The sequence below is a fragment of the Christiangramia sabulilitoris genome (genome assembly GCF_007050985.1).
Taxonomy (GTDB): Bacteria; Bacteroidota; Bacteroidia; order Flavobacteriales; family Flavobacteriaceae; genus Christiangramia; species Christiangramia sabulilitoris.
This window is the reverse complement of record NZ_VHSF01000001.1, coordinates 615855-636470: the sequence shown is the minus strand read 5'-3', so window position 1 is coordinate 636470 and position 20616 is coordinate 615855. Positions and strand designations below refer to the sequence as shown.

Sequence of the window (20616 nt, the reverse complement as noted above, 5' to 3'; positions counted from 1 at the left end):
TGGCAGCGTTTTCAGAACGGCATTGTTATTGCGCATTTATTAACACCCTCATGCTTCGGATTTCTGAAGCATTTTGAGTAAATTTGGATCAGTTAACAATCTACAGTTTTGAAAATCAATTTTAACAGAATCAGGAAAAATACCAGGTATAATTATACTCCCCGCTATTATAAAGGGAAGGATACCGGTAATATCTATGATTTTGATAATAAATTCAATAAATACAGAGAGACGACCAACGCCATAGATTTTGGTTCCCATTGGGCAGATGCTCGTAAAGACAGCAGAACCCGGGGAAACCGAAGCATAAACAGGCGCGTGGTATATATCATTATCATTCTGCTTTTCATCTGCCTGTGGATACTAGATTTTGATTTGTCCATTTTCTCGAATCCCCGATAAATGAGTAACGTAATACAATTGCTGCCCGATCATGTTGCCAACCAGATCGCTGCGGGTGAAGTAGTGCAACGTCCGGCTTCGGTTATAAAGGAACTTCTCGAAAATTCAATAGACGCAAAGGCAAGCCGGATCCAGGTGATCATCAAGGATGCGGGAAAAACATTGATCCAGGTAATAGATGACGGCATGGGCATGAGCCTTACCGATGCCCGGATGAGCTTTGAAAGACATGCCACTTCTAAAATAAAGATTGCAGATGATCTTTTTAGTCTTAAAACAAAGGGTTTTCGGGGGGAAGCACTGGCTTCTATTGCTGCGATCGCCCATGTAGAACTAAAAACAAGGACTGGAGATGATGAAGTAGGTACCTGTCTTAAAGTTGAAGGCAGTGAGGTTGTTTCGCAGGATGCCTGTGTAACTCCTAAAGGAACCTGTCTAAGCGTAAAGAACCTTTTTTATAATATTCCTGCGCGAAGAAATTTCCTTAAATCTGATAATGTGGAGACACGTCATATCATCGACGAATTCCAGAGAGTAGCCCTGGCGCATCCCGATATCAGTTTTTCTTTAACCCATAACGGGAATGAACTTTTTCAGCTGCCTTTGGCCAATTTCAGGCAACGTATTACTAATATTCTTGGAGGTAAGACCAATGAGAAATTAGTGCCGGTAGAAGAGGATACAGAAATCGTAAAAATCTCCGGGTTTGTTGGAAAACCGGAATTTGCCAAGAAAAGCCGTGGAGAGCAGTTCTTTTTTGTGAATAACAGATTCATCAAAAGCCCATATCTCAATCATGCGGTCGTAGCATCTTTCGAAGGTCTTCTAAAAGATAAAAGTTACCCAAGCTATTTTCTTTATCTGGAGGTTGATCCAAAGTCTATCGATATAAATATACACCCAACCAAAACCGAGATCAAATTCGACGATGAGCATGCCTTATATGCTATTTTAAAGAGTTCTATAAAGCATAGTCTGGGGCAGTTCAATGTAGCCCCTATTCTGGATTTTGAGCGTGATTCTGAACTGGATACACCTTATGATTATAAGGATAAAGAGGCCGATGTGCCCCAGGTAGAAGTAGACCGAAACTTTAATCCTTTCCAGAGTGAAAATAATTATAAAGCTCAGTTTGGTGGAGCAAATACTTATCGTAAAGAGAAACCTGCAGAGTGGGAAAGTTTGTATTCCGGGATGCAAGCTGAAACCGATGAGCAGGTAGATCTAAAGCAGATCGAATTTGAAAGCGAAGAGGTTACCGGGAATCTTTTTGGCGCTAAAGAAGAGCAGTCAGAGAAATCTACTTTCCAGGTTCAGAAGAAATATATAGTATCCACCCTTAAGAGTGGGATCCTGGTTATAGATCAGCACAGGGCACATACAAGAGTGCTTTACGAGGAGCTCTTAAAAAATATAACAGTCTCATCTGCAGTTAGTCAGCAGTTATTATTTCCGCTAAGACTTCAATTTAACCACCAGGAAGTGGAAATGCTCAGGGAGATCAAAGAATCATTGGAGCAAACCGGGTTTATATTTTCTGAGATCAAAAAAGACGAGGTAGAGATTACAGGAATTCCAACCCTGATTTCAGAGAGTGAAGTGGAGATTTTACTCGAACAATTACTGGCAGATTTTGAAAAGGATGTGCCAAACAACGGATTTTCCCAAACAGATCTGCTGGCCAAATCCCTGGCAAATTCCATGGCGGTAAGGTCTGGAACTTTGCTTAATTCTGCTGAACAGCAACATATAGTAAATAGATTATTTGCCTGTAAAGAGCCGGCATTGAGTCCTTTTAATAAAACAGTGTTCACTACCTTATCTGTAGATGAACTGGATAAAAAATTTGCCTGATGGGAAGAATGACCGAAACCGTTAAGGTTCTATTGATAATTAATGTAATATTCTTTATTGGCAGCCAGTTAATTGGCGATGTAGCTTATGAATATTTTGCTTTATGGTTCATTAAAAACCCAAATTTTCATTTCTGGCAGGTAATAACCCATATGTTTATGCATGGTGGATTTATGCATATTCTGTTCAATATGTATGCGCTTTGGGCATTTGGAAGTCCTATAGAGCAAATGCTGGGGCAGAAACGTTTCGTATTCTTTTACTTTTCTGCAGGAATAGGAGCGGCACTTTTGCATACGCTGGTTAATTTTTATGCCTATCAGAAAGGTTTTAGTGGCCTTCTTGAATTGGGCTGGACTCCGCCCGAGGTAATGAGTTTTATTGAGCAGGCTTATACCTCCAATCGTTTTCGTATTCCTGAAGGAATGGATGAGGGTACGCTCAGATCTATGTTGCAATCGTTTGGAAACCCTGCTGTAGGAGCTTCCGGAGCAATTTATGGTATCCTGGTAGCTTTTGGTATGATGTTCCCTAATGTAGAATTATTCCTTTTGTTTGTTCCGGTGCCAATTAAGGCTAAGTATTTTATTCCCGCTTTAATTGTATTAGATTTGTTTTCCGGAGTTACCGGTTATTCCATTTTTGGAGGTTCGATCGCTCATTTTGCCCATGTGGGAGGTGCACTGTTCGGCTTTATAATGATGTATTACTGGAAGAAAAATCAATTTAACGATAACCGCTGGTATTGATGAGATCATCAGATAGAATAAGATTTAAGATACAGACCTCTACGGTTACAGAAAAGCTCATTGGTATCAATGTGCTTGTCTTTCTTTTATTCTTTCTGCTAAAGACCCTGGCTTATCTTTTTCAATTCCCATCAGACTTCCTTACCGAATGGTTCGTTTTTCCTAAGGAACCGATGGAATTCCTGGTGAAACCCTGGTCAATTATTACCTACTCATTCCTGCATAGTGGCATATGGCATATATTATCTAATATGCTTATCCTTTATTTTTCAGGGATCTATTTCCTAAATTACTTTTCTCCAAAACGTCTTCTTAATTATTATTTCCTGGGTGTAATTATCGGGGCGCTGGTATATATGTTAAGTTATAATCTTTTTCCTGCTTTTCAGGGAACCGGAAGATCCTATTTAATGGGAGCTTCGGCCGGAGTAATGGCAGTGCTCATAGGTATTGCCTCCCATATACCAAATATGAGGGTAAGATTAATGTTATTAGGTAGCGTGAAATTCTGGTGGATCGCAGCCTTCCTGGTGGTTCTGGACGTTATCCAGATCCCTATGGGAAATGCCGGCGGACATTTAGCTCATCTTGGTGGTGCCGGGTTAGGTTATTTTTATACCACCCAGCTCAAGAAAGGAAATGACATTGGAAAATGGTTTGAAAATATCCTCGATTCTCTGGCGTCGATCTTTAAACCAAGAGTGAGGAAAGCAAAAATGAAAACGGTTCATCGTACTGGTAATACTACTAAAACCCGTACCCGCTCAACTACAAAGAGCAAATTCAATAAGGATGATAAGCAGAAAAAGGTAGATGCGATTCTGGACAAGATCAGTAAAAGTGGCTATGAAAGCCTGACTAAAGCTGAAAAGGATTTCCTGTTTCAGGCAGGTAAAGAAGATTAAATGAAGAATTTAAACCTCTTTGATAAATTCATTTTTATTCTGAATTCCCTTGCCGCTACGGCTTTGCTGTTTTCCTATTTATTGCCTTTAATTCCGCCAAAAACCTTTCCCTTGCTTTCGGTCTTGAGCCTGGGTGTGCCGGTGCTAATAATTCTGAATGCTGTTTTCCTGGCCTATTGGGTCCTGAGATTAAAAAGGCAGGTGTTACTCTCCTTAATTGTATTACTCCTGGGTTATAATTATGTAACCGCTTTCGTGAAATTTCCTGGTACTACCGATGAAGGAGAAGTAGCAGCAGACTTTACTCTTATGAGCTATAACGTGAGAATGTTCAATGCTTATAAGTGGTCGAAAAGAAAAGATATACCTGAAAAGATCACCAGTTTTGTCAGAGAAAAGAATCCCGATATCCTGTGTGTACAGGAGCATTATATTGGTGCCGCCGGACTAACGAAATTATACCCGCACCAATATGTAAAGCTGAAGGGAAAAAATGCTGAATTTGGATCTGCAATATTTTCGAAATTTCCAATAATTAACCAGGCTTCCCTTGATTTTCCACAGCATGGTAATAACAATGCTATCTATGCCGATATAGTTGTTAATGAGGAAGATACAGTTCGTGTAGTAAATGTTCACTTTCAATCGCTCAATATTAAACCAGGGATTGATGATTTGCAAAAACAGGATTCCAAAAAATTACTGGGAAGGATCGGTCAGGGTTTTTCATTGCAGCAGGAGCAGGCAGAAATGCTACTGGAAGAGTTGAAGAAATCACCCTATCCCACAATTATAGCCGGTGATTTTAATAATACCAGTTTCTCCTATATTTATAACCTTATCAAACAGGATGGTAAATACAAGGATGCCTTTTTAGAGGCTGGCAGTGGTTTCGGGAAAAGCTTTCAACTAGATTATTTTCCACTGCGCATAGATTTCCTTTTGATCGAAGATAATATGCTGATTCGTGGTTTTGAAAAGTTTGAGGTGGAATACTCAGACCATTATCCCGTGGTAACGAAGATAAGTTTATAGTTCCTGCTTCAAAAGATAGTCCAGCGCTGCATTACCCTCATTAAAAATGAGATCCAAAATACTTAGATTAGGAAGGAAGCCAGATTTTTCTTCAAAAACCTGGTTGTACTTGGTATTCTCAAAACCCTGATTTGATTTAGCGTTCACCAGATTTCTCAGATCCCTACTGTCTAATGGCTCCAATATAAACTCTTCAGTCTTATAAAACTCCCATTCGAGCTGCAGGCAGTCTGCTGCGAATTCCATACAATCATAATTGAAATCCATCAGGTATTTGTATTCCTTGCTATATAAGGGATATAGTTCGTCTTCGTAAAATTCAAAGAAGGGCGAAGTTTGATAAGATGCCTTGAATGCCCTCCAGTGCTGCAATTGCCAGCTAAAATCATTTTCGATCTGTACTTCTTTATATTTTTGATGGCCCTTTGTGGAAAGACCCAGTGCCGAGCTGTGTTTAATGGGGATGTTCAGCGTAAGCCTTCCATTTGCATCATAAATATACATCCTGTTCCGGTAGGTCTGTTTCTGGTAATTATCTTCATTCTCGAAAATTACCTTTTCAGCTTTAGCAATAGCGGTCCACTGGCTAATAGGTCCAAAATAGGAGGGATGTAGTAAAACCGGCATCATATATTATCCTTCTTCTCTTCGTTTCTTAAAATACCTCCATCCGAAGAAAATTACCATAACGATAAGGAAATAGGGTAGAAAAGAAGTGGGTTCCCCGTCTCCTTTTACCGTGGTGAAAACCCTTTCCCAGCGTATCTTATCAAAACCACTCGCGTTCGAATCCCAGCTCATCCACACGAAGACTGGCTTTCCTACTACGTGGTTTTCAGGAACAAACCCCCAGGTTCGGCTATCTTCAGAATTATTTCTGTTGTCACCCATCATCCAGTAGTAATTCTGTTTGAAGGTATAATTATTTATAGGTTGTCCATTTAAAAGGACCTGGGTTCCGTTGACACTCAGCTCATTATCGAAGCCCATTTCATAGCCTTCATAGGTTTCTATGATCTCTTTATAGAAAGCCATGCTCTCTGGAGTGATCTCTACCGTCTTGCCTACTTCAGGAATATAAATTGGTCCAAAATTGTCATTATTCCAGTTGCGCTTACGGTCATTCGGGAAAAGACTGGGATTCTTTACCCCGGCTGAATCAACATACCGGCGGATATTGGCAACATTAGGATGGTTCCTGAATCTTTCAAAACCCTCGTCTGATAAGGACTGGATAAAGAAAGCATTGTTGTTAGGATTATAGGAATACCCATCTGTTATATCATATAATTTATACAGGCTCTGCGGATTGAATGGCTGACCTTTTGTTTGTCCCACATAGGAAAACTGAGGTTTAGCCCTGTCTGGAAGTTCCAGTTGTTCCCCGTTAATATGAACATATCCGTTGACCACAGAAAGTGAATCACCGGGAACACCTACCGCTCTCTTCACGTAATTTGATTTCTTGTCCACCGGTTTGTCATAATGCTTCCCTGAGCGGTCAAAGAACTGTCTTACTGTATCTACCGGCCAGTTGAAGACCACGATATCATTTCTTTCAATATTTTCAAATCCCGGAAACCTTAAATAAGGGATCTGAGGATTATTAAGATAAGACTTTACTCCAAGTACAGGAATGGTATCATGTACCATAGGGAAAGCTACTGCAGTTTTCGGAATTCTTGCGCCGTAGTGGAATTTACTCACAAACAGGAAATCTCCTACCAGTAGAGTCTTTTCCAAAGATGAAGTTGGTATGGTGAAAGGCTGCATAAAATAAGTATGCACTATAGTAGCGGCGATCACCGCAAATAAAATAGAACTAATCCATTCTCCGGCTTCAGTCCTTGGTTTTAGGTCCCGGTCTACGATATAGGCGTCACTGGTAGCATAATTAACATAGTAGATATAAAATCCCAGAGTCAGAATTACTGCGAAGGTTTCAGCCGTGGAATTACGTCCAAAGCTTCTGATGGTTTCTACCCAAATGACCGGAATGATGATAAGATTAACAATTGGTATAAACATTAGAACTACCCACCACCATGGCCTGTTGATGATCTTCATCAATACCACCGCATTATAAACTGGAATTGCCGCTTCCCACGCTTTTCTGCCAGCCCTTTGATAGAGTTTCCAGGTTCCCAGAAAATGTACTACCTGGATAAGCAGGAAAAAAATGAACCATTCGGTAAAAGTCATATTTTAATCTTTAGGGTATAAGGCAGGAAATGCCTTGAAATGTTACATATTAATTTTGAAAAAGGTCTGAGAGTACATCTTTCATCGTGAAAATGCCGGTCTTATCTCTGAGGTATTCTGCTGCGACCACCGCACCCAGAGCAAAACCCTGTCGGGATTTAGCGGTATGAATAATCTCGATATTGTCTATAGAAGAATCGTAGGTTACCCTATGCGTACCGGGAACATCTTCTTCTCTTTTTGCATAAATTGGGATCTCATCTTCATCTGCCCCGTCAAGCTGCCAACCTTTTAATTTCGAATTTTCTTCCAGAATTTGTTGAGCAAGGCTAATGGCCGTACCACTTGGTGCATCCAGTTTCTGAAGATGATGAATTTCCTCTATTTCTACTGAATAATCCTCCAGCCCCTGCATCATCCCGGCTAATTTTTTATTCAATTCAAAGAATACATTCACCCCCAGGCTAAAATTGGAAGCATAAATAAAACCGCTCTCATTCTGCAGGCAGACCTTTCTTGCTTCTTCGTATTGGTCCAGCCATCCGGTTGTCCCGCTAATAACTGGAATCCTGTTCATGAAACAGGTGGTGATGTTTTTAAAGGCTGCCTTAGGGATGCTAAAATCTATGGCGACATCTATATTTTCCTTACTTAGATCATGTGCCTCGATATCATCGTTTACCCTTAAAACCACTTTGTGACCGCGGTTCTCTGCGATCTTCTCAATGATTTTTCCCATTCTACCATATCCTAAAAGAGCGATGTTCATATTAAAAATTATAATTAAGGGTGAGTCCGTAATTGGTTTTTCCCGATAAGCGGTTGAAATCCAGATTAGGTTTTAGAGAAAGGTCTTCGTCTACATTGAACTGTCTCAGGTGAGCTTCTACGTTCGCATCAATGATATTCAAAATATAAACCCCCACAGTAATAAGTATAGAGATCTCCTTGTTTTTCTGGTAAAATTCCTGTGCTCTAATCAAGCCTTCAGTTGTGATCCTGTTCTCAAATTCATCGGTACGCCCGGCCAGCCGATCCTTGTAGGCGTTCCGGTACCTGTCGTATTGATCGTCATTTTCCAGGTAAAAATAAACCCCGGTACCCAGGCCGGCATAGGCGAGGGGTATTTTCCAGTAGCTGCCGTTATAAGCCTGTCCCAGGCCCGGTAAAACTGCGGAATAAAAAGCAGCCTTGGCTGGGGCAAGTGCGTTATAAGGCTCGTATTCTTTTTCCTTTAATTCTTTTTTTGAACTTTTATCTGAAGAGATTTTTAAAGAATCTTCCTGTGCTGCACCGATGGTGACGATGAACATAAAAAGAAGCAGGAAAAAATTAGGTTTATTCTTCACCCCGGATTAAATTTTTAATTCTTTCGAAATCCTCTTCAGAAGAGAATGGTATGGTTAATTTACCGCTACCCTTTTTAGTTACCTTAACGTCTACCTTTGTGCCAAGAAATTCTGTAAATTCCTTGATGCCTTTTTTAAAGGTTGGGGGTACACTAACTTTCTTAGTGGTAGCAGCAGGCTTTGCGTCTGAATTCAATTCGCGGACTAATTGTTCAGTTTCTCTTACAGAAAGTGATTTCTGGATGATCTTTTCATAGATCTCCAGTTGCTTCTGGGTATCATCGATATTTATCAGCGCTCTACCGTGTCCCATACTTAAGAATCCGTCGCGCATACCGGTCTGTATGATAGGATCAAGCTTTAAAAGTCTCAGGTAATTGGCTATGGTAGACCTGTTTTTCCCGATTCTTTCACTTAATTGTTCCTGGGTTAACTGAATCTCGTCTATCAATCTCTGGTAAGACAGGGATATTTCGATTGGATCGAGATCCTGTCTCTGGATATTTTCTACAAGCGCCATTTCCAGTGATTCCTGGTCATTGGCTATTCTTATGTAAGCAGGAACGGTTTTAAGGCCTACCAGTTTAGAGGCCCGAAATCTTCTTTCACCAGATACCAGCTGGTATTTACCGAAATCCATTTTACGAACCGTAATAGGCTGAATTACGCCTAGTTCGCGGATGGAAGAAGCCAGTTCTTTTAAGGACTCTTCGTTAAAACTGGTTCGGGGCTGGAATGGATTTACCTCGATAGAAGAAAGCTCCAGTTCCACGATATGCCCAACCAGTTTGTCGGCATTCTTGTCTTCAGCAGATTTTATATCATTATCCGGATCCTTCAGTAGGGCTGAAAGTCCTCTTCCCAACGCTTGTTTTCTGGTAGCCTTCGCCATTTGCTTTAGTTTTTCTTAATTATTTCATGTGCCAGACTTAGATAATTGCTGGCTCCTTTACTCGAAGCATCATAATTAATAATGCTCTCACCATAACTTGGCGCTTCACTTAAACGTACATTTCTTTGAATGATTGTTTCAAAAACCATCTCGTCAAAATGCTTTTTGACCTCTTCGACTACCTGGTTAGACAATCTCAATCTTGAATCATACATGGTCAATAAAAGACCTTCTATATCCAGCTTGTTGTTATGGATCTTTTGTACACTTTTGATCGTATTAAGCAGTTTACCCAATCCTTCAAGGGCAAAATACTCACATTGGATAGGTATAATAACCGAATCTGAAGCCGTAAGTGCATTCAGGGTAAGTAAGCCTAAGGAAGGAGCGCAGTCAATCAGGATAAAGTCATATTTGTCTTTTAAAGGTTCCACTGCTTTCTTGAGCATGGATTCCCTGTTCTCCTGGTCCACAAGTTCAATCTCTATAGCCACCAGGTCTATATGCGCAGGGATGATGTCCAGGTTAGGAGAGCTCGTTTTCTGTATGGCTTCTTCAGCCTTAATGGAATGCTCAAGCAGTTGATAGGTACCGTGCTCTACCTCCTCAACGTCTATTCCCAGACCTGAAGTTGCATTAGCCTGAGGATCGGCATCAATCAATAATATCTTTTTTTCCAGAACCCCCAAAGACGCGGCAAGGTTCACAGAAGTAGTGGTTTTTCCCACGCCTCCCTTTTGGTTGGCAATAGCAATGATTTTACCCATTAAAAGTGTATGATTTTTGAAGGGTAAAAATACAATTTATTATAGGTTTAGAAAATGAAATTGTTAACAGCTTCTAAAGAAAAACCGGTATCTCCATAGTAGTATGGAAATACCGGTTTTAAAGGCTGTTCATAAAAAAAGAAATCCTCTTTTTTTAGTTCGCCGAATCTTCTGTTTCAGGCATTAAAACTCCCAGAAGGTAATTCTCGTTCAGATATTTTTCAGCCATTTTTTGGATGTCATCAGTTTCAAGTTCCTCGACCATATCATTATAATCTTCGATTTCTGAAATATCCATATTTTCTCTTTCGGCTTTTTCTAATTGTGCTATCCAGAACTTATTCTCTTTCAATTTTTCCTTTCGCTGTAACCTGAAGGTTTCCTTTACTTTGTCCAGATCTTCCTGAGAAGGACCATCCTTCTTTATCTTCTGAACTTCAGCAATGGCAGATTTAGTTAATTTTTCTACATTTTCCGGTCCGCATGGGAAGGATATGGAAAAACTGTAACTATCATAAGGTATTTTGGACATGTTTCCACGGGCACCAACCCCATAAACACCGCCTTCTTCCTCTCTTAGTTCCTCTACCAGTTTAATAGTTAAGATCTCTCCCAGGGCAGAAAAAGCAAGGTCATCTTCCTCATCATATTCGGTTTCACCGTTCCACATAATACTAACCAGGCTTTTAGGGTCCTTACCCTTATAAACTGTTTTCTCTCTGTAAGAATCTGTCTTCTCACGGAATTCTGGAGCACGGAATTCTTCCTTGGAGTTTTTGGAAGGAAGACTGGCAATATATTTAGCCGACAGTTTTTTCACCTTTTCTTCATCCAGATTCCCTACAAAGTAGAAAGTAAAATCTGAAGCGTCGGCGAATCTCTCCTGGTATTTCTGATATGCCAGGTCATAATCCATTTCATCAAATTTTTGAGGCGTAGGGAATCCCGCATATCTTGGATTGCCTTCATTTCTGAATTTCCCAATTTCATTCTGAAAATAGAAATTTGGGTTGGACATAAGGTTGCCCAGGAAATTCTTTTGCTTGGTAGCAAATGATTCATAGGCCTCTTCGTCTTTGTTGAGATCTGTAAAATACAAATGGATCATCTGCATCATGATTTCAAAATCCTTTGGGGTAGTGCTTCCGCTAAAACCTTCAGAATAACTGCTAATGCCGGGTCTTACATTTACGATTTTCCCGCTCATCATTTTATTCAGTTCATTTTTATCAAGACCTCCAATACCAGCTTCGGTCAACCCACCATTCGCATAAACGGTAGAAAGGAATTCCTCGTTACTATACAATGAGGTTCCTCCCGCACTATAGGCTGAAAATAAAATTTCATCGTTTTTGAAATCGGTCTTTTTATAAACAACTTTTGCTCCATTGCTCAAAAGAAGCGTTTTCACGTTAAGATCCTCGTTTGTCTTAACCTCTTTGACAGATCCTGCTGCCGGCATGTCGGTAATAAGATTCTCGCGCACATCTTCATAAGCATATTCTTCAATTTCTGAATTCTCAACATCCTTGAGAATAGCAAGTACCTGCTCCTCGGTTATCTTTTCTATAGATTCCTTTTCTGGCCCTGTTAGAACAACCACTCTGTTTTCATCATGGATAAAATCATTGATTAGGCCATTGATATTCTCAAGGCTGATGTCATCCAGGTTCTCTTTTGCGTATTGGTAGGTCCATTCAATACCAGGAATTGGAGAATTTTGCAGGAAATTTGAAACGTATTGCCCAACAATTCTATTGCTTGCCTGTTTGTCCCGATCCTTGAATTGTTTTTCCAGCCTTGCCAGATACTCCTTCTTGGCTCGTGCAAATTCATTCTCATTAAAGCCATACCTTTTTACCCTCTCATTCTCAGTTACCAGAGCTTTTAAAGCAGTAAGCTGATCGTTCTCGCCTGTCATAGCGAAAGACTGGTAGGCATTCTTTAAAGGTGAGAATGTGCCTCCATAATAGGAGAATCCATAGGTGAATGGTGGAGTTGTGCTGTTGGCAAGTTCCTGCAGGCGATTATTGATCATAGAAGAAAACATACTTCTCTCCAGGTTTTTTCTGTAATCTGCAATAGTTACCACATCCTTAGCCTCTTCGAGATCTTTATAATAAATCTGAACCCTGCTGAAATTAGCATCGGGATCTTTTGCGATAGCAACAAAGGTCTCTTCATGATTTGGAACCCCGTATTCTTTTCTTTCTGTCGGGTTTTTTCTTTTTTCTAAGTTTGAAAAATGACTTTTGATCTTTTGCTCAATTATATCCACATCCAGATCCCCAACCGCAATAACAGCCATTAAACCTGGTCTGTACCAGTCTTTATAATAGCTTCGAATAGTTTCATAATCTGCACCCTCGATAACTTCTTTTTTACCTATAGGTAATCTTTCGGCATATCTGGAGTTGTGCATTAATTTAGGAAGGTATTCCTGCATCATTCTTTTATCTGGTCCAAGGCCAAGGCGGTACTCTTCCATAACCACACCACGTTCCCCATCTATAGCCTCTTCGGTTAGAAGAGCATTATGCGCCCAGTCTTCCAAAACCGTAAATCCGCCTTCAAGTTTTTCTGGATCGTCACTCGGGATTGGCAGAATATAAACAGTTTCATCAAAACTGGTGTAAGCATTCAAATCTGCCCCGAATTTTACTCCTATACTTTGCAAATAGTCAATTAATTCATTCTTTTCAAAGTTCTTTGTTCCGTTGAAGTTCATATGCTCTATAAAATGAGCTAAACCTTGCTGTTCATCTGTTTCCAGAATAGAACCGGCTTTAATGGCCAGTCTTAACTCCAGTTTATCTTCCGGCTTGCCATTATTGCGTATGTAATAGGTAAGTCCGTTTTCAAGTTTTCCAATCTTGACATTAGGATCTGTAGGTATTTTTTCTTCTGTAGTAGATTGAGCGAATGAAATACTCGTAGCTACCAGAAACAGTACCCATAAATTCCTGTTCAGGTAATTTTTCATAAAAGTTTGAATTATTAATAAAATTTAAAGGCTAAAGATAGATTTTATTAAAGTTAATCCATTAAAATCAATGATCTTTTAATGTTAAAATTTCACGGTAGAGCATAAAAAAACCGGATTGAAATCTGTTAGAATTCTCACCGGTTGTTTAAATAATAGAAATCTTTAAAACTATCCTTTTTTTGCTTTGATCATTTGTTCAAGCATATCCCACATTTCTTCCGGAACTGCTTCCAGTAAATTGAACTGTCCGGCTCCTTTAAGCCACTCGCCGCCATCTATGGTAATAACCTCACCATTTACATAAGCTGAAAAATCTGAAACCAGGTAAGCCGCAAGGTTAGCCAGTTCCTGGTGATCACCAACTCTTTTTAAAGGTACCTTTTTAGCAAGATCGAATTTCTCTTTAAGGTCACCCGGTAAAAGCCTGTCCCATGCACCCTTGGTAGGGAAAGGTCCCGGAGCGATCGCGTTAGATCTAATACCATATTTAGCCCATTCTACAGCTAAAGACCTGGTCATAGCCAAAACACCTGCTTTTGCCGTTGCACTAGGAACTACATAAGCTGAACCTGTCCAGGCATAAGTGGTTACGATATTTAGTATGGTCTTATTCTCTTCTTTTTGATCTATCCAGTGTTTACCAAGAGCAAGGGTACAGTTCTTACTTCCTTTTAAAACGATATCGATGATAGTATCAAAAGCATTGGCGCTTAACCTTTCGGTAGGAGAGATAAAGTTCCCGGCAGCGTTATTCAGGAGAATGTCTACAGACCCAAATTCTTTTACCACGGCATCGCGCATGGCTTCTACCTGGTCATAGTGTCTTACATCACATTGCACAGGGAAACATTTTCCACCGGTCTCATCCTCAAGTTCCTTCGCTGTATTCTCAAGTTTCTCTATATTTCTTGAAGTGATCGCTACTTTAGCACCAAGTTCAAGAAAATATTTGGTCATTGATTTTCCTAGTCCACTACCACCACCGGTAACGATAATATTCTTTCCTTCAAGGGCATCGTCTCTGAGCATTTTTTTCTTTAAATCCATAATTTCAGTATTCAGTATTCAGTATTCAGTATTCAGAGGCTTCATATAAGATTCTTATTCTTTCAGCGCACTGCTCATTGATACTGCTTACTTTAGGTTAATTAGTCTATTAATATTTCTAACAATTGTATCGCAGCTTCACTGATCTTGGTACCCGGACCAAAAACCGCAACTGCACCGGCATCGAAAAGAAACTGATAATCCTGCGAAGGGATCACCCCTCCAACAATTACCATAATGTCTTCCCGGCCTAATTTCTTTAGCTCTTCAATTACCTGGGGTACGAGGGTTTTATGTCCCGCAGCAAGCGAGGAAACTCCCAGGATATGTACGTCGTTTTCCACGGCTTGTTGCGCAGCTTCGGCTGGAGTCTGGAATAATGGGCCAATATCCACATCAAAACCAAGATCGGCATACCCGGTTGCAACTACTTTAGCTCCACGATCATGCCCGTCCTGTCCCATTTTAGCGACCATGATCCTTGGTCTTCTGCCTTCCATTACGGCAAATTTATCAGCCATTTCCCTGGCTTTATTAAATGAGCTGTTATCTTTCATTTCTTTTGAATATACACCGCTGAAAGATTGAATTTTCGCTTTATATCTTCCATAAATATCTTCCAGCGCATCGCTTATCTCACCAAGACTTGCTCTTTCCCTGGCAGCTTCCACTGCCAGGGCCAGCAAATTAGCATTTTCTTCTTTAGCAGCTTTTCTTAAGTTTTCCAGTGCCTGCTGGACTTTCTCCTCGTTCCTTTCAGCTCTTATCTTTTGAAGTCTGGCCACCTGCTGTTTTCTAACCGTTTGATTGTCTACCTCCAGGGTTACAAGTTCATCTTCCTTTTCGAGACGGTATTTATTTACCCCAACGATCACATCGGTCTCGCTGTCTATTCTGGCTTGTTTTCTGGCAGCTGCTTCCTCGATCCTCATTTTCGGGATCCCTGCTTCAATAGCCTTGGTCATGCCGCCAAGCTCTTCAACTTCTTCAATAAGCTTCCAGGCCTGTTGTGCGATCTGTTCCGTTAATTTTTCAACATAGAAACTTCCAGCCCATGGGTCAACGGTTTTGGTAATATTGGTTTCCTGCTGCAAATATAATTGTGTATTCCTGGCAATCCTCGCAGAGAAATCTGTAGGTAATGCAATGGCTTCATCCAGGGCATTGGTATGCAAACTCTGGGTTCCGCCGAAAGCAGCCGCAGCAGCTTCAATACAGGTTCTCGCAACATTATTGAATGGATCCTGTTCTGTTAAGCTCCAACCACTGGTCTGGGAATGTGTTCTTAAAGAAAGAGATTTTGGATTTTTCGGGTTGAACTGTTTTACGAGTTTTGCCCAAAGCATTCTGGCGGCTCGCATTTTCGCGATCTCCATGAAATGGTTCATCCCGATGGCCCAGAAAAAGGATAGTCTTGGAGCGAAACTGTCAATATCCATTCCCGCATCCAGACCTTTTCTGATGTATTCCAATCCGTCAGCCAATGTATAGGCTAATTCAATATCGCAGGTCGCACCGGCTTCCTGCATATGATATCCTGAAATACTGATACTATTGAATTTCGGCATATTCTGAGAGGTGTACTCAAATATGTCTGAAATGATCTTCATGGAAGGAGTAGGAGGGTAGATGTAGGTATTCCGCACCATAAACTCTTTCAGGATATCATTCTGAATAGTCCCTGAAAGCAGTTCGGGTTTTACTCCCTGTTCTTCGGCTGCGACTATATAAAAAGCCATGATAGGCAGAACAGCTCCATTCATGGTCATGGAAACCGACATTTTATCCAGCGGGATCTGATCGAAAAGGATCTTCATATCCTCTACAGAATCAATGGCGACCCCTGCTTTTCCAACATCTCCCACCACACGTTCATGATCTGAATCATAGCCGCGATGCGTTGGAAGGTCAAAGGCTACCGAAAGTCCTTTCTGGCCTGCAGCCAGGTTTCTCCTATAAAAAGCATTGCTTTCTTCAGCAGTTGAAAATCCTGCATACTGCCTGATCGTCCAGGGCCTGGTTACATACATTGTGCTATAGGGTCCACGCAAATAGGGCGGGATCCCGGCAGCAAAATTCAAATGTTCAGCCTTAGAAATATCTTCCCTGGAATAGGAAGTTTTGATCTCAATTTCCTCAGGTGTTTTAAAAGTTTCCTTTTCCGCCTCAGGTTTTCTATTAGAGAAATCCTTATCGGTAAGGCTTATATCTTGAAGATCTTTGCGTTGCATAAATCTTGATTTTACTGGGTTGGCTGGCTTTGTTTCTCTTCTTCTAATCTCTTCTGTTCACTCTCTTCGCTAAGCCGTTTTTCAAGTATTGGTTCAATTAAAGTTTTTCTGGGATTTTTTTTCAGGAATGGATATAGTTCAATATCATCCTGCATTCTGTCCTGCAGATTTTTAAACTTATTCGTTCCTATTAGAACAAGATCTCCGTTATTGAATTTCTCATGTTCTGCAGTAGCGCTTTCTTTTATTTTCTTCTGAATAATTCCAGATTTCAGTTCTTTCAAAAAGCCTCCGCCTTTTTCAATTTCCTTGAAAATTTCCAACGCCTTTTCTGCCAGCTGTTTGGTGAGCGATTCAATATAATAGGTGCCTTCAGCGACATTACTTACTTTGTCCAGGTAACTTTCATTCCTCATGATAAGCAACTGGTTGCGGGCAATCCTGTCACCAAATTCATTGTCCTTATGATAAATAGCATCGTAAGGCATATTACAGATAGAATCTGCGCCACCAAGTATGGCACTCATGCCTTCAGTAGTGGTTCTAAGCAAATTCACATTATAATCATATAAGGTTTTGGACCTTTTGGTAGGCTCTGCGATAATATGGCAGGTGTTACCAAAATCGAATTCCTTTGCAACCGTAGCGAAAAGCCAGCGGAGCGCCCTGATCTTCGAGATCTCAAAAAAGTAATCTGAGCCTACAGAAACATAAAACTGAAAAGTAAAATTTTTCCTGTCCTTTAAATCAATTTTTGATAGGTGGTTCAGGTATTCAGTTACCTGGGCGAGGGTATAGGCCAGTTGCTGAGGAATTGTTGCGCCCGCATTTTGATAAAGTGCAAGGTTTACTGATATTGAAGACTGAAAATTAGCTGAATTTTGAACTATCTTTTCCAGCTCTTCATGGTCAGATCTCAGGTTATCGAACCAATTGCCTGTTCTGGCAAGTTTTCCAATAATATCTGTTTGCAGATAGACTTTGAGATCTCTGTCTTTAATGGTTTGGTTAAGTTCCTTTATGAATGCTGAATCCAGAAACTCCGGCTTTATGTATATACTAATACCCCTGGGGAGACCCTCCAGTAGTTTTACGCAATCGATTTCTATAGAGGGTAAAATAAACCAGATCGCTTCAGTTCCTTTCCGAAGCTTATCCAGAGCTTTTTTATTGGCTGCCTCTGCAGAGGTGACATATACTTTTTCGCAGATATTCCAGTGTGGAGGGTTAGCTACCTTTAGGGTTTCCTCAATATCTTCAGAGGAATAAAAAGGTTTAATATCGATGCCATGCAGAGTTTTTGTAACGAGTTTTTCGTTGTAATCTTCTCCTTTGAGATCGGCCTGGATTTTTTGTTTCCATTGTTTTGCAGAAACTTCTTCAAATTCCTGAAATAACAATTGTTTCATTATTAGTTGGTTTTGGTCGGGAAGTTTTGCGAAAATTCTAATTTACAGTATCATATTCAATAATATAAATATCTTCATCAGGCCTTTTCATATAATATTTCTGCCGGGCAAACTTTTCCAGTTCCACCGAATCCTGAAGCTTTTCTATGACCGCTTTGTCTTTCGCAATTTCCGTTTGATAATATTTCTTATTGTCCTGCAGTTCGTTTATTTCCTGATCCAATTCATGATGAATAAACCACGAATTGGTGTCAAGGAAGAACATCCAACCTAGAAATACAAGACTAATCAGTACATATTTATTACTGATAATCCTGAACCACGGTTTTTTACGCAGGTCTTTAAATTTCATACGGTTTAAAGATACAAAATTAGGTTAAGCGATCTTTTATTATAGTCTGAACGATATCAACAGCAACGGTATTGTAGCGATTGGTAGGAATAATAATATCTGCAAACTCTTTGGTGGGTTCAATAAACTGTTGATGCATAGGTTTTAAGGTAGTTTGATAGCGCCACAGAACTTCTTCCAGGTCTCGCCCACGTTCAGCGATATCACGCTTTAATCTTCGTATCAACCTTTCATCACTATCGGCATGAACATAGATCTTGATATCGAATAATTCGCGAATTTCGGGATGAGTAAGAATAAGAATGCCCTCAACGATGACTACTTTCCTTGGGTAGATCTCTATGGTTTCCCCGGTTCGGTTATGTTCTTTAAATGAATAAACCGGTTGTTGAATGGGGTTTCCAGATTTTAATTCCTTTAAGTGTTCTGCTAAAAGTTCAAAGTCAATCGATTTTGGGTGATCAAAATTGATCTTTTTTCTGTCTTCAAAGGAAAGATGAGAGGTATCCTGATAGTATGAATCCTGTGAGATCACGTCTACCTCCTCATTTCTTAATTCCTCGGTGATCTGATTTACTACCGTAGTTTTCCCGCTTCCCGTACCACCGGCAATACCAATTATAAGCATAGAGTTGAAATTTCGGCAAAGGTAATATTACTTTTTAAAAAGTATTTCATGATTTTAAAGCCAATTTTCATTAAAAATGCTCCTGTAGAAAACAAAAAAAACCGGTCTTAAGAAAAGACCGGTTAAATTATTAGGACATGGTAAATATTATTCCTGCTCCTTGATCGCAGCAACTTCCTCTACCGTTACCATATCGTCTATATTGTTACTCCATGAATTCATTATATAGTTTATGGCATCTGCGACCTCCTGGTCGTTAAGTCCCATAGGCGTCATGATATTGTCATACTTTTCACCATTTACCTCAATAGGTCCCTGCATGCCATATTTTACTCCCCGAATACTGGCTTCTCTTTTTTCAGTAAGCCAGTTAGAACCGTCCAGGGGCGGGTAGGTGCCTGCAATTCCTTTACCGGTAGGTAAATGACAGGTAACGCAAAGATCTGAATAGATTTCTTTCCCTCTGGCAATACTGGCTTTTAGCGGAGTGTTTTCAGCTGATTTATCTGACGAAGGGATGACATACGAATCTTCTTCTTTCTCCTGTTCTTTTTTATCTGATTTACAGGCTGTAAATGCGAGCAGGCCGAAAATAATGATTAGTTTTCTCATGGCGATTATTTGTTTGTTAGTCTGGCAATTCCTTTTCCTTCAATGGCCACATAGATATTCCCATCTGGACCCTGTCTCACATCTCTCATTCTACCTGAATTTTCCAATAGTTTAGTTCTTTTTTTGATCTTTTTCCCATCCAGATCAAGTAACTCAAGATATTGGAATTTCAAGGATCCTACGAGCAGGTTTCCTTTCAACTCTGGAAACTTATCTGAAGTGACATACTCAAATCCGCTGGGAGCAATAGAAGGCAGCCAGTAGAAAATGGGATCTTCCATGCCAGGTTTGGATCTTTCATCGGTAATTGGAGTTCCGCTGTAATTTTCTCCGTAGGTGACCACAGGCCATCCAAAATTGGCTCCTTTTTTCACCACATTTATTTCGTCTCCACCTTTTGGGCCGTGTTCATGAACCCAGATTTCCCCGGTTTCAGGATTCAGGATCATTCCCTGTGGGTTGCGATGGCCATAAGAGTAAATGGCTTCTACGGCGTTTTCCTGTCCTGTAAAAGGATTATCTGCAGGTACACTGCCGTCATCATTTAAACGGTAAACTTTCCCATTATCTTTAGTAATATCCTGAGGATAGACATCTCTTTCACCTCGTTCCCCTATACTGAAATAAAGATATCCTTCCTTATCGAAAGCTATCCTCGAACCAAAGTGCTGCCCTTTAGTTGTATTTGGTGTGGCTTTATAGAGGATTTCCTGGCTGGTCAATTGATCACCGCTTAATTTGGCTCTCATTAGAGCGGTATTTCCACCGCTTCCCGAACCTTCTTTGGAGGCATAGGTAAAATAGATCCATCCGTTATTTTCATAATCGGGATGAAGAACCACATCCAGTAAACCACCCTGACCGCGGTCGTATACTTCAGGTCCACCCTTCACCGGAATTTTCTCACCATCTTTAAAGTGAATAATATCTCCGTTTTTCTCTGTGATTAGCATACTACCGTCAGGTAAAAAGGTAAATCCCCACGGAATTTTCAATCCTTCCACTACCATTTCATAGGAGTACTTATCTGAAACTACCGCATCAATCGGGTCTGGAACGTTTGTGTTTTGTTCGGTTTGAACTGCAGTAGTATCTGTAATATTTTCATTTTGAGCGGTTTCTGTTTTACCATTTTCTCCGCAGGCAATAAGGCTCAGACTAAGCCCTGATACCAGTAAAAATCTTCTCATAGCAAT

Annotated in this window: 19 protein-coding genes; 5 read left to right on the top strand and 14 right to left on the bottom strand. The window is 40.3% G+C overall.

Annotated features, from left to right (window positions below; all coding sequences use genetic code 11):
• Positions 1-108: 108 nt before the first annotated feature.
• Genes FGM01_RS03005 through FGM01_RS02985 form a run of 5 tightly spaced genes read left to right on the top strand, consistent with a single transcriptional unit; the run spans position 109 to position 4945 of the window.
• The gene (locus tag FGM01_RS03005) at positions 109-402 is read left to right on the top strand and encodes a hypothetical protein (protein ID WP_143409655.1); all 294 of its coding nucleotides are present in this window, start codon (positions 109-111) and stop codon (positions 400-402) included.
• Positions 403-2256, top strand: coding sequence for a DNA mismatch repair endonuclease MutL (mutL, locus tag FGM01_RS03000; protein ID WP_143409654.1), 1854 nt, complete (start codon positions 403-405; stop codon positions 2254-2256). It begins immediately after the preceding gene.
• Complete coding sequence (locus FGM01_RS02995) at positions 2256-3005, top strand: rhomboid family intramembrane serine protease (RefSeq protein ID WP_143409653.1); 750 nt, start codon at positions 2256-2258, stop codon at positions 3003-3005. The genes mutL and FGM01_RS02995 overlap by 1 nt, the downstream gene beginning before the upstream one ends.
• Entirely contained in the window at positions 3005-3910 is a 906-nt protein-coding gene (locus tag FGM01_RS02990; protein ID WP_143409652.1) for a rhomboid family intramembrane serine protease, read from the top strand. Before FGM01_RS02995 ends, FGM01_RS02990 begins: the two co-directional genes overlap by 1 nt.
• Entirely contained in the window at positions 3911-4945 is a 1035-nt protein-coding gene (locus FGM01_RS02985; protein WP_143409651.1) for an endonuclease/exonuclease/phosphatase family protein, read from the top strand.
• On the opposite strand, the gene FGM01_RS02980 is transcribed toward FGM01_RS02985, so the two are convergent.
• From FGM01_RS02980 to FGM01_RS02915, 14 genes are all read right to left on the bottom strand, one after another.
• Positions 4940-5575, bottom strand: coding sequence for a WbqC family protein (locus FGM01_RS02980; RefSeq protein WP_143409650.1), 636 nt, complete (start codon positions 5573-5575; stop codon positions 4940-4942). The two genes, FGM01_RS02985 and FGM01_RS02980, sit on opposite strands and share 6 nt — an antisense overlap.
• Positions 5576-5578: 3 nt before the next feature.
• Entirely contained in the window at positions 5579-7147 is a 1569-nt protein-coding gene (gene lepB, locus FGM01_RS02975; protein WP_143409649.1) for a signal peptidase I, read from the bottom strand.
• 49 nt (positions 7148-7196) lie between these two features.
• Positions 7197-7916, bottom strand: coding sequence for a 4-hydroxy-tetrahydrodipicolinate reductase (gene dapB / locus FGM01_RS02970; protein WP_143409648.1), 720 nt, complete (start codon positions 7914-7916; stop codon positions 7197-7199).
• A 1-nt stretch (position 7917) separates the two neighbouring features.
• Positions 7918-8460, bottom strand: coding sequence for a DUF5683 domain-containing protein (locus FGM01_RS02965; protein ID WP_143410329.1), 543 nt, complete (start codon positions 8458-8460; stop codon positions 7918-7920).
• Positions 8461-8485: 25 nt separating this feature from the next.
• Entirely contained in the window at positions 8486-9388 is a 903-nt protein-coding gene (locus tag FGM01_RS02960; protein ID WP_143409647.1) for a ParB/RepB/Spo0J family partition protein, read from the bottom strand.
• Positions 9389-9393: 5 nt separating this feature from the next.
• Positions 9394-10155 (bottom strand): ParA family protein, encoded by a 762-nt coding sequence (locus FGM01_RS02955; protein ID WP_143409646.1) that lies wholly within the window; start codon positions 10153-10155, stop codon positions 9394-9396.
• 154 nt (positions 10156-10309) lie between these two features.
• A complete protein-coding gene (locus tag FGM01_RS02950; RefSeq protein WP_143409645.1) occupies positions 10310-13138 on the bottom strand; it encodes a M16 family metallopeptidase in 2829 nt (942 codons plus the stop codon).
• Positions 13139-13309: 171 nt separating this feature from the next.
• Positions 13310-14188, bottom strand: a complete 879-nt coding sequence (locus tag FGM01_RS02945) for an SDR family oxidoreductase (protein WP_143409644.1) — start codon at positions 14186-14188, stop codon at positions 13310-13312.
• A gap of 101 nt (positions 14189-14289) precedes the next feature.
• Positions 14290-16419, bottom strand: a complete 2130-nt coding sequence (gene scpA, locus FGM01_RS02940; RefSeq protein ID WP_143409643.1) for a methylmalonyl-CoA mutase — start codon at positions 16417-16419, stop codon at positions 14290-14292.
• 11 nt (positions 16420-16430) lie between these two features.
• On the bottom strand, positions 16431-17828 hold the full coding sequence (locus tag FGM01_RS02935; RefSeq protein WP_143409642.1) for a methylmalonyl-CoA mutase subunit beta: 1398 nt from the start codon (positions 17826-17828) through the stop codon (positions 16431-16433).
• A gap of 37 nt (positions 17829-17865) precedes the next feature.
• A complete protein-coding gene (locus FGM01_RS02930) occupies positions 17866-18180 on the bottom strand; it encodes an FtsB family cell division protein (RefSeq protein ID WP_143409641.1) in 315 nt (104 codons plus the stop codon).
• A gap of 19 nt (positions 18181-18199) precedes the next feature.
• Positions 18200-18808 carry a uridine kinase gene (gene udk / locus FGM01_RS02925; RefSeq protein ID WP_143409640.1) on the bottom strand — a complete coding sequence of 203 codons (609 nt, stop codon included), beginning with the start codon at positions 18806-18808 and terminating at the stop codon, positions 18200-18202.
• Between the two features lie 147 nt (positions 18809-18955).
• Complete coding sequence (locus FGM01_RS02920; protein ID WP_143409639.1) at positions 18956-19420, bottom strand: c-type cytochrome; 465 nt, start codon at positions 19418-19420, stop codon at positions 18956-18958.
• Between the two features lie 5 nt (positions 19421-19425).
• On the bottom strand, positions 19426-20610 hold the full coding sequence (locus tag FGM01_RS02915) for a PQQ-dependent sugar dehydrogenase (RefSeq protein WP_143409638.1): 1185 nt from the start codon (positions 20608-20610) through the stop codon (positions 19426-19428).
• Positions 20611-20616: the final 6 nt, after the last annotated feature.

Bases quoted from the DNA above. Each gene is read 5' to 3' on its own strand.
- mutL (WP_143409654.1), top strand. From the start codon at position 403: ATGAGTAACGTAATACAATTGCTGCCCGATCATGTTGCCAACCAGATC.
- FGM01_RS02995 (WP_143409653.1), top strand. From the start codon at position 2,256: ATGGGAAGAATGACCGAAACCGTTAAGGTTCTATTGATAATTAATGTA.
- FGM01_RS02990 (WP_143409652.1), top strand. From the start codon at position 3,005: ATGAGATCATCAGATAGAATAAGATTTAAGATACAGACCTCTACGGTT.
- FGM01_RS02985 (WP_143409651.1), top strand. From the start codon at position 3,911: ATGAAGAATTTAAACCTCTTTGATAAATTCATTTTTATTCTGAATTCC.
- FGM01_RS02980 (WP_143409650.1), bottom strand. From the start codon at position 5,575: ATGATGCCGGTTTTACTACATCCCTCCTATTTTGGACCTATTAGCCAG.
- lepB (WP_143409649.1), bottom strand. From the start codon at position 7,147: ATGACTTTTACCGAATGGTTCATTTTTTTCCTGCTTATCCAGGTAGTA.
- dapB (WP_143409648.1), bottom strand. From the start codon at position 7,916: ATGAACATCGCTCTTTTAGGATATGGTAGAATGGGAAAAATCATTGAG.
- FGM01_RS02965 (WP_143410329.1), bottom strand. From the start codon at position 8,460: ATGTTCATCGTCACCATCGGTGCAGCACAGGAAGATTCTTTAAAAATC.
- FGM01_RS02960 (WP_143409647.1), bottom strand. From the start codon at position 9,388: ATGGCGAAGGCTACCAGAAAACAAGCGTTGGGAAGAGGACTTTCAGCC.
- FGM01_RS02955 (WP_143409646.1), bottom strand. From the start codon at position 10,155: ATGGGTAAAATCATTGCTATTGCCAACCAAAAGGGAGGCGTGGGAAAA.
- FGM01_RS02950 (WP_143409645.1), bottom strand. From the start codon at position 13,138: ATGAAAAATTACCTGAACAGGAATTTATGGGTACTGTTTCTGGTAGCT.
- FGM01_RS02945 (WP_143409644.1), bottom strand. From the start codon at position 14,188: ATGGATTTAAAGAAAAAAATGCTCAGAGACGATGCCCTTGAAGGAAAG.
- scpA (WP_143409643.1), bottom strand. From the start codon at position 16,419: ATGCAACGCAAAGATCTTCAAGATATAAGCCTTACCGATAAGGATTTC.
- FGM01_RS02935 (WP_143409642.1), bottom strand. From the start codon at position 17,828: ATGAAACAATTGTTATTTCAGGAATTTGAAGAAGTTTCTGCAAAACAA.
- FGM01_RS02930 (WP_143409641.1), bottom strand. From the start codon at position 18,180: ATGAAATTTAAAGACCTGCGTAAAAAACCGTGGTTCAGGATTATCAGT.
- udk (WP_143409640.1), bottom strand. From the start codon at position 18,808: ATGCTTATAATTGGTATTGCCGGTGGTACGGGAAGCGGGAAAACTACG.
- FGM01_RS02920 (WP_143409639.1), bottom strand. From the start codon at position 19,420: ATGAGAAAACTAATCATTATTTTCGGCCTGCTCGCATTTACAGCCTGT.
- FGM01_RS02915 (WP_143409638.1), bottom strand. From the start codon at position 20,610: ATGAGAAGATTTTTACTGGTATCAGGGCTTAGTCTGAGCCTTATTGCC.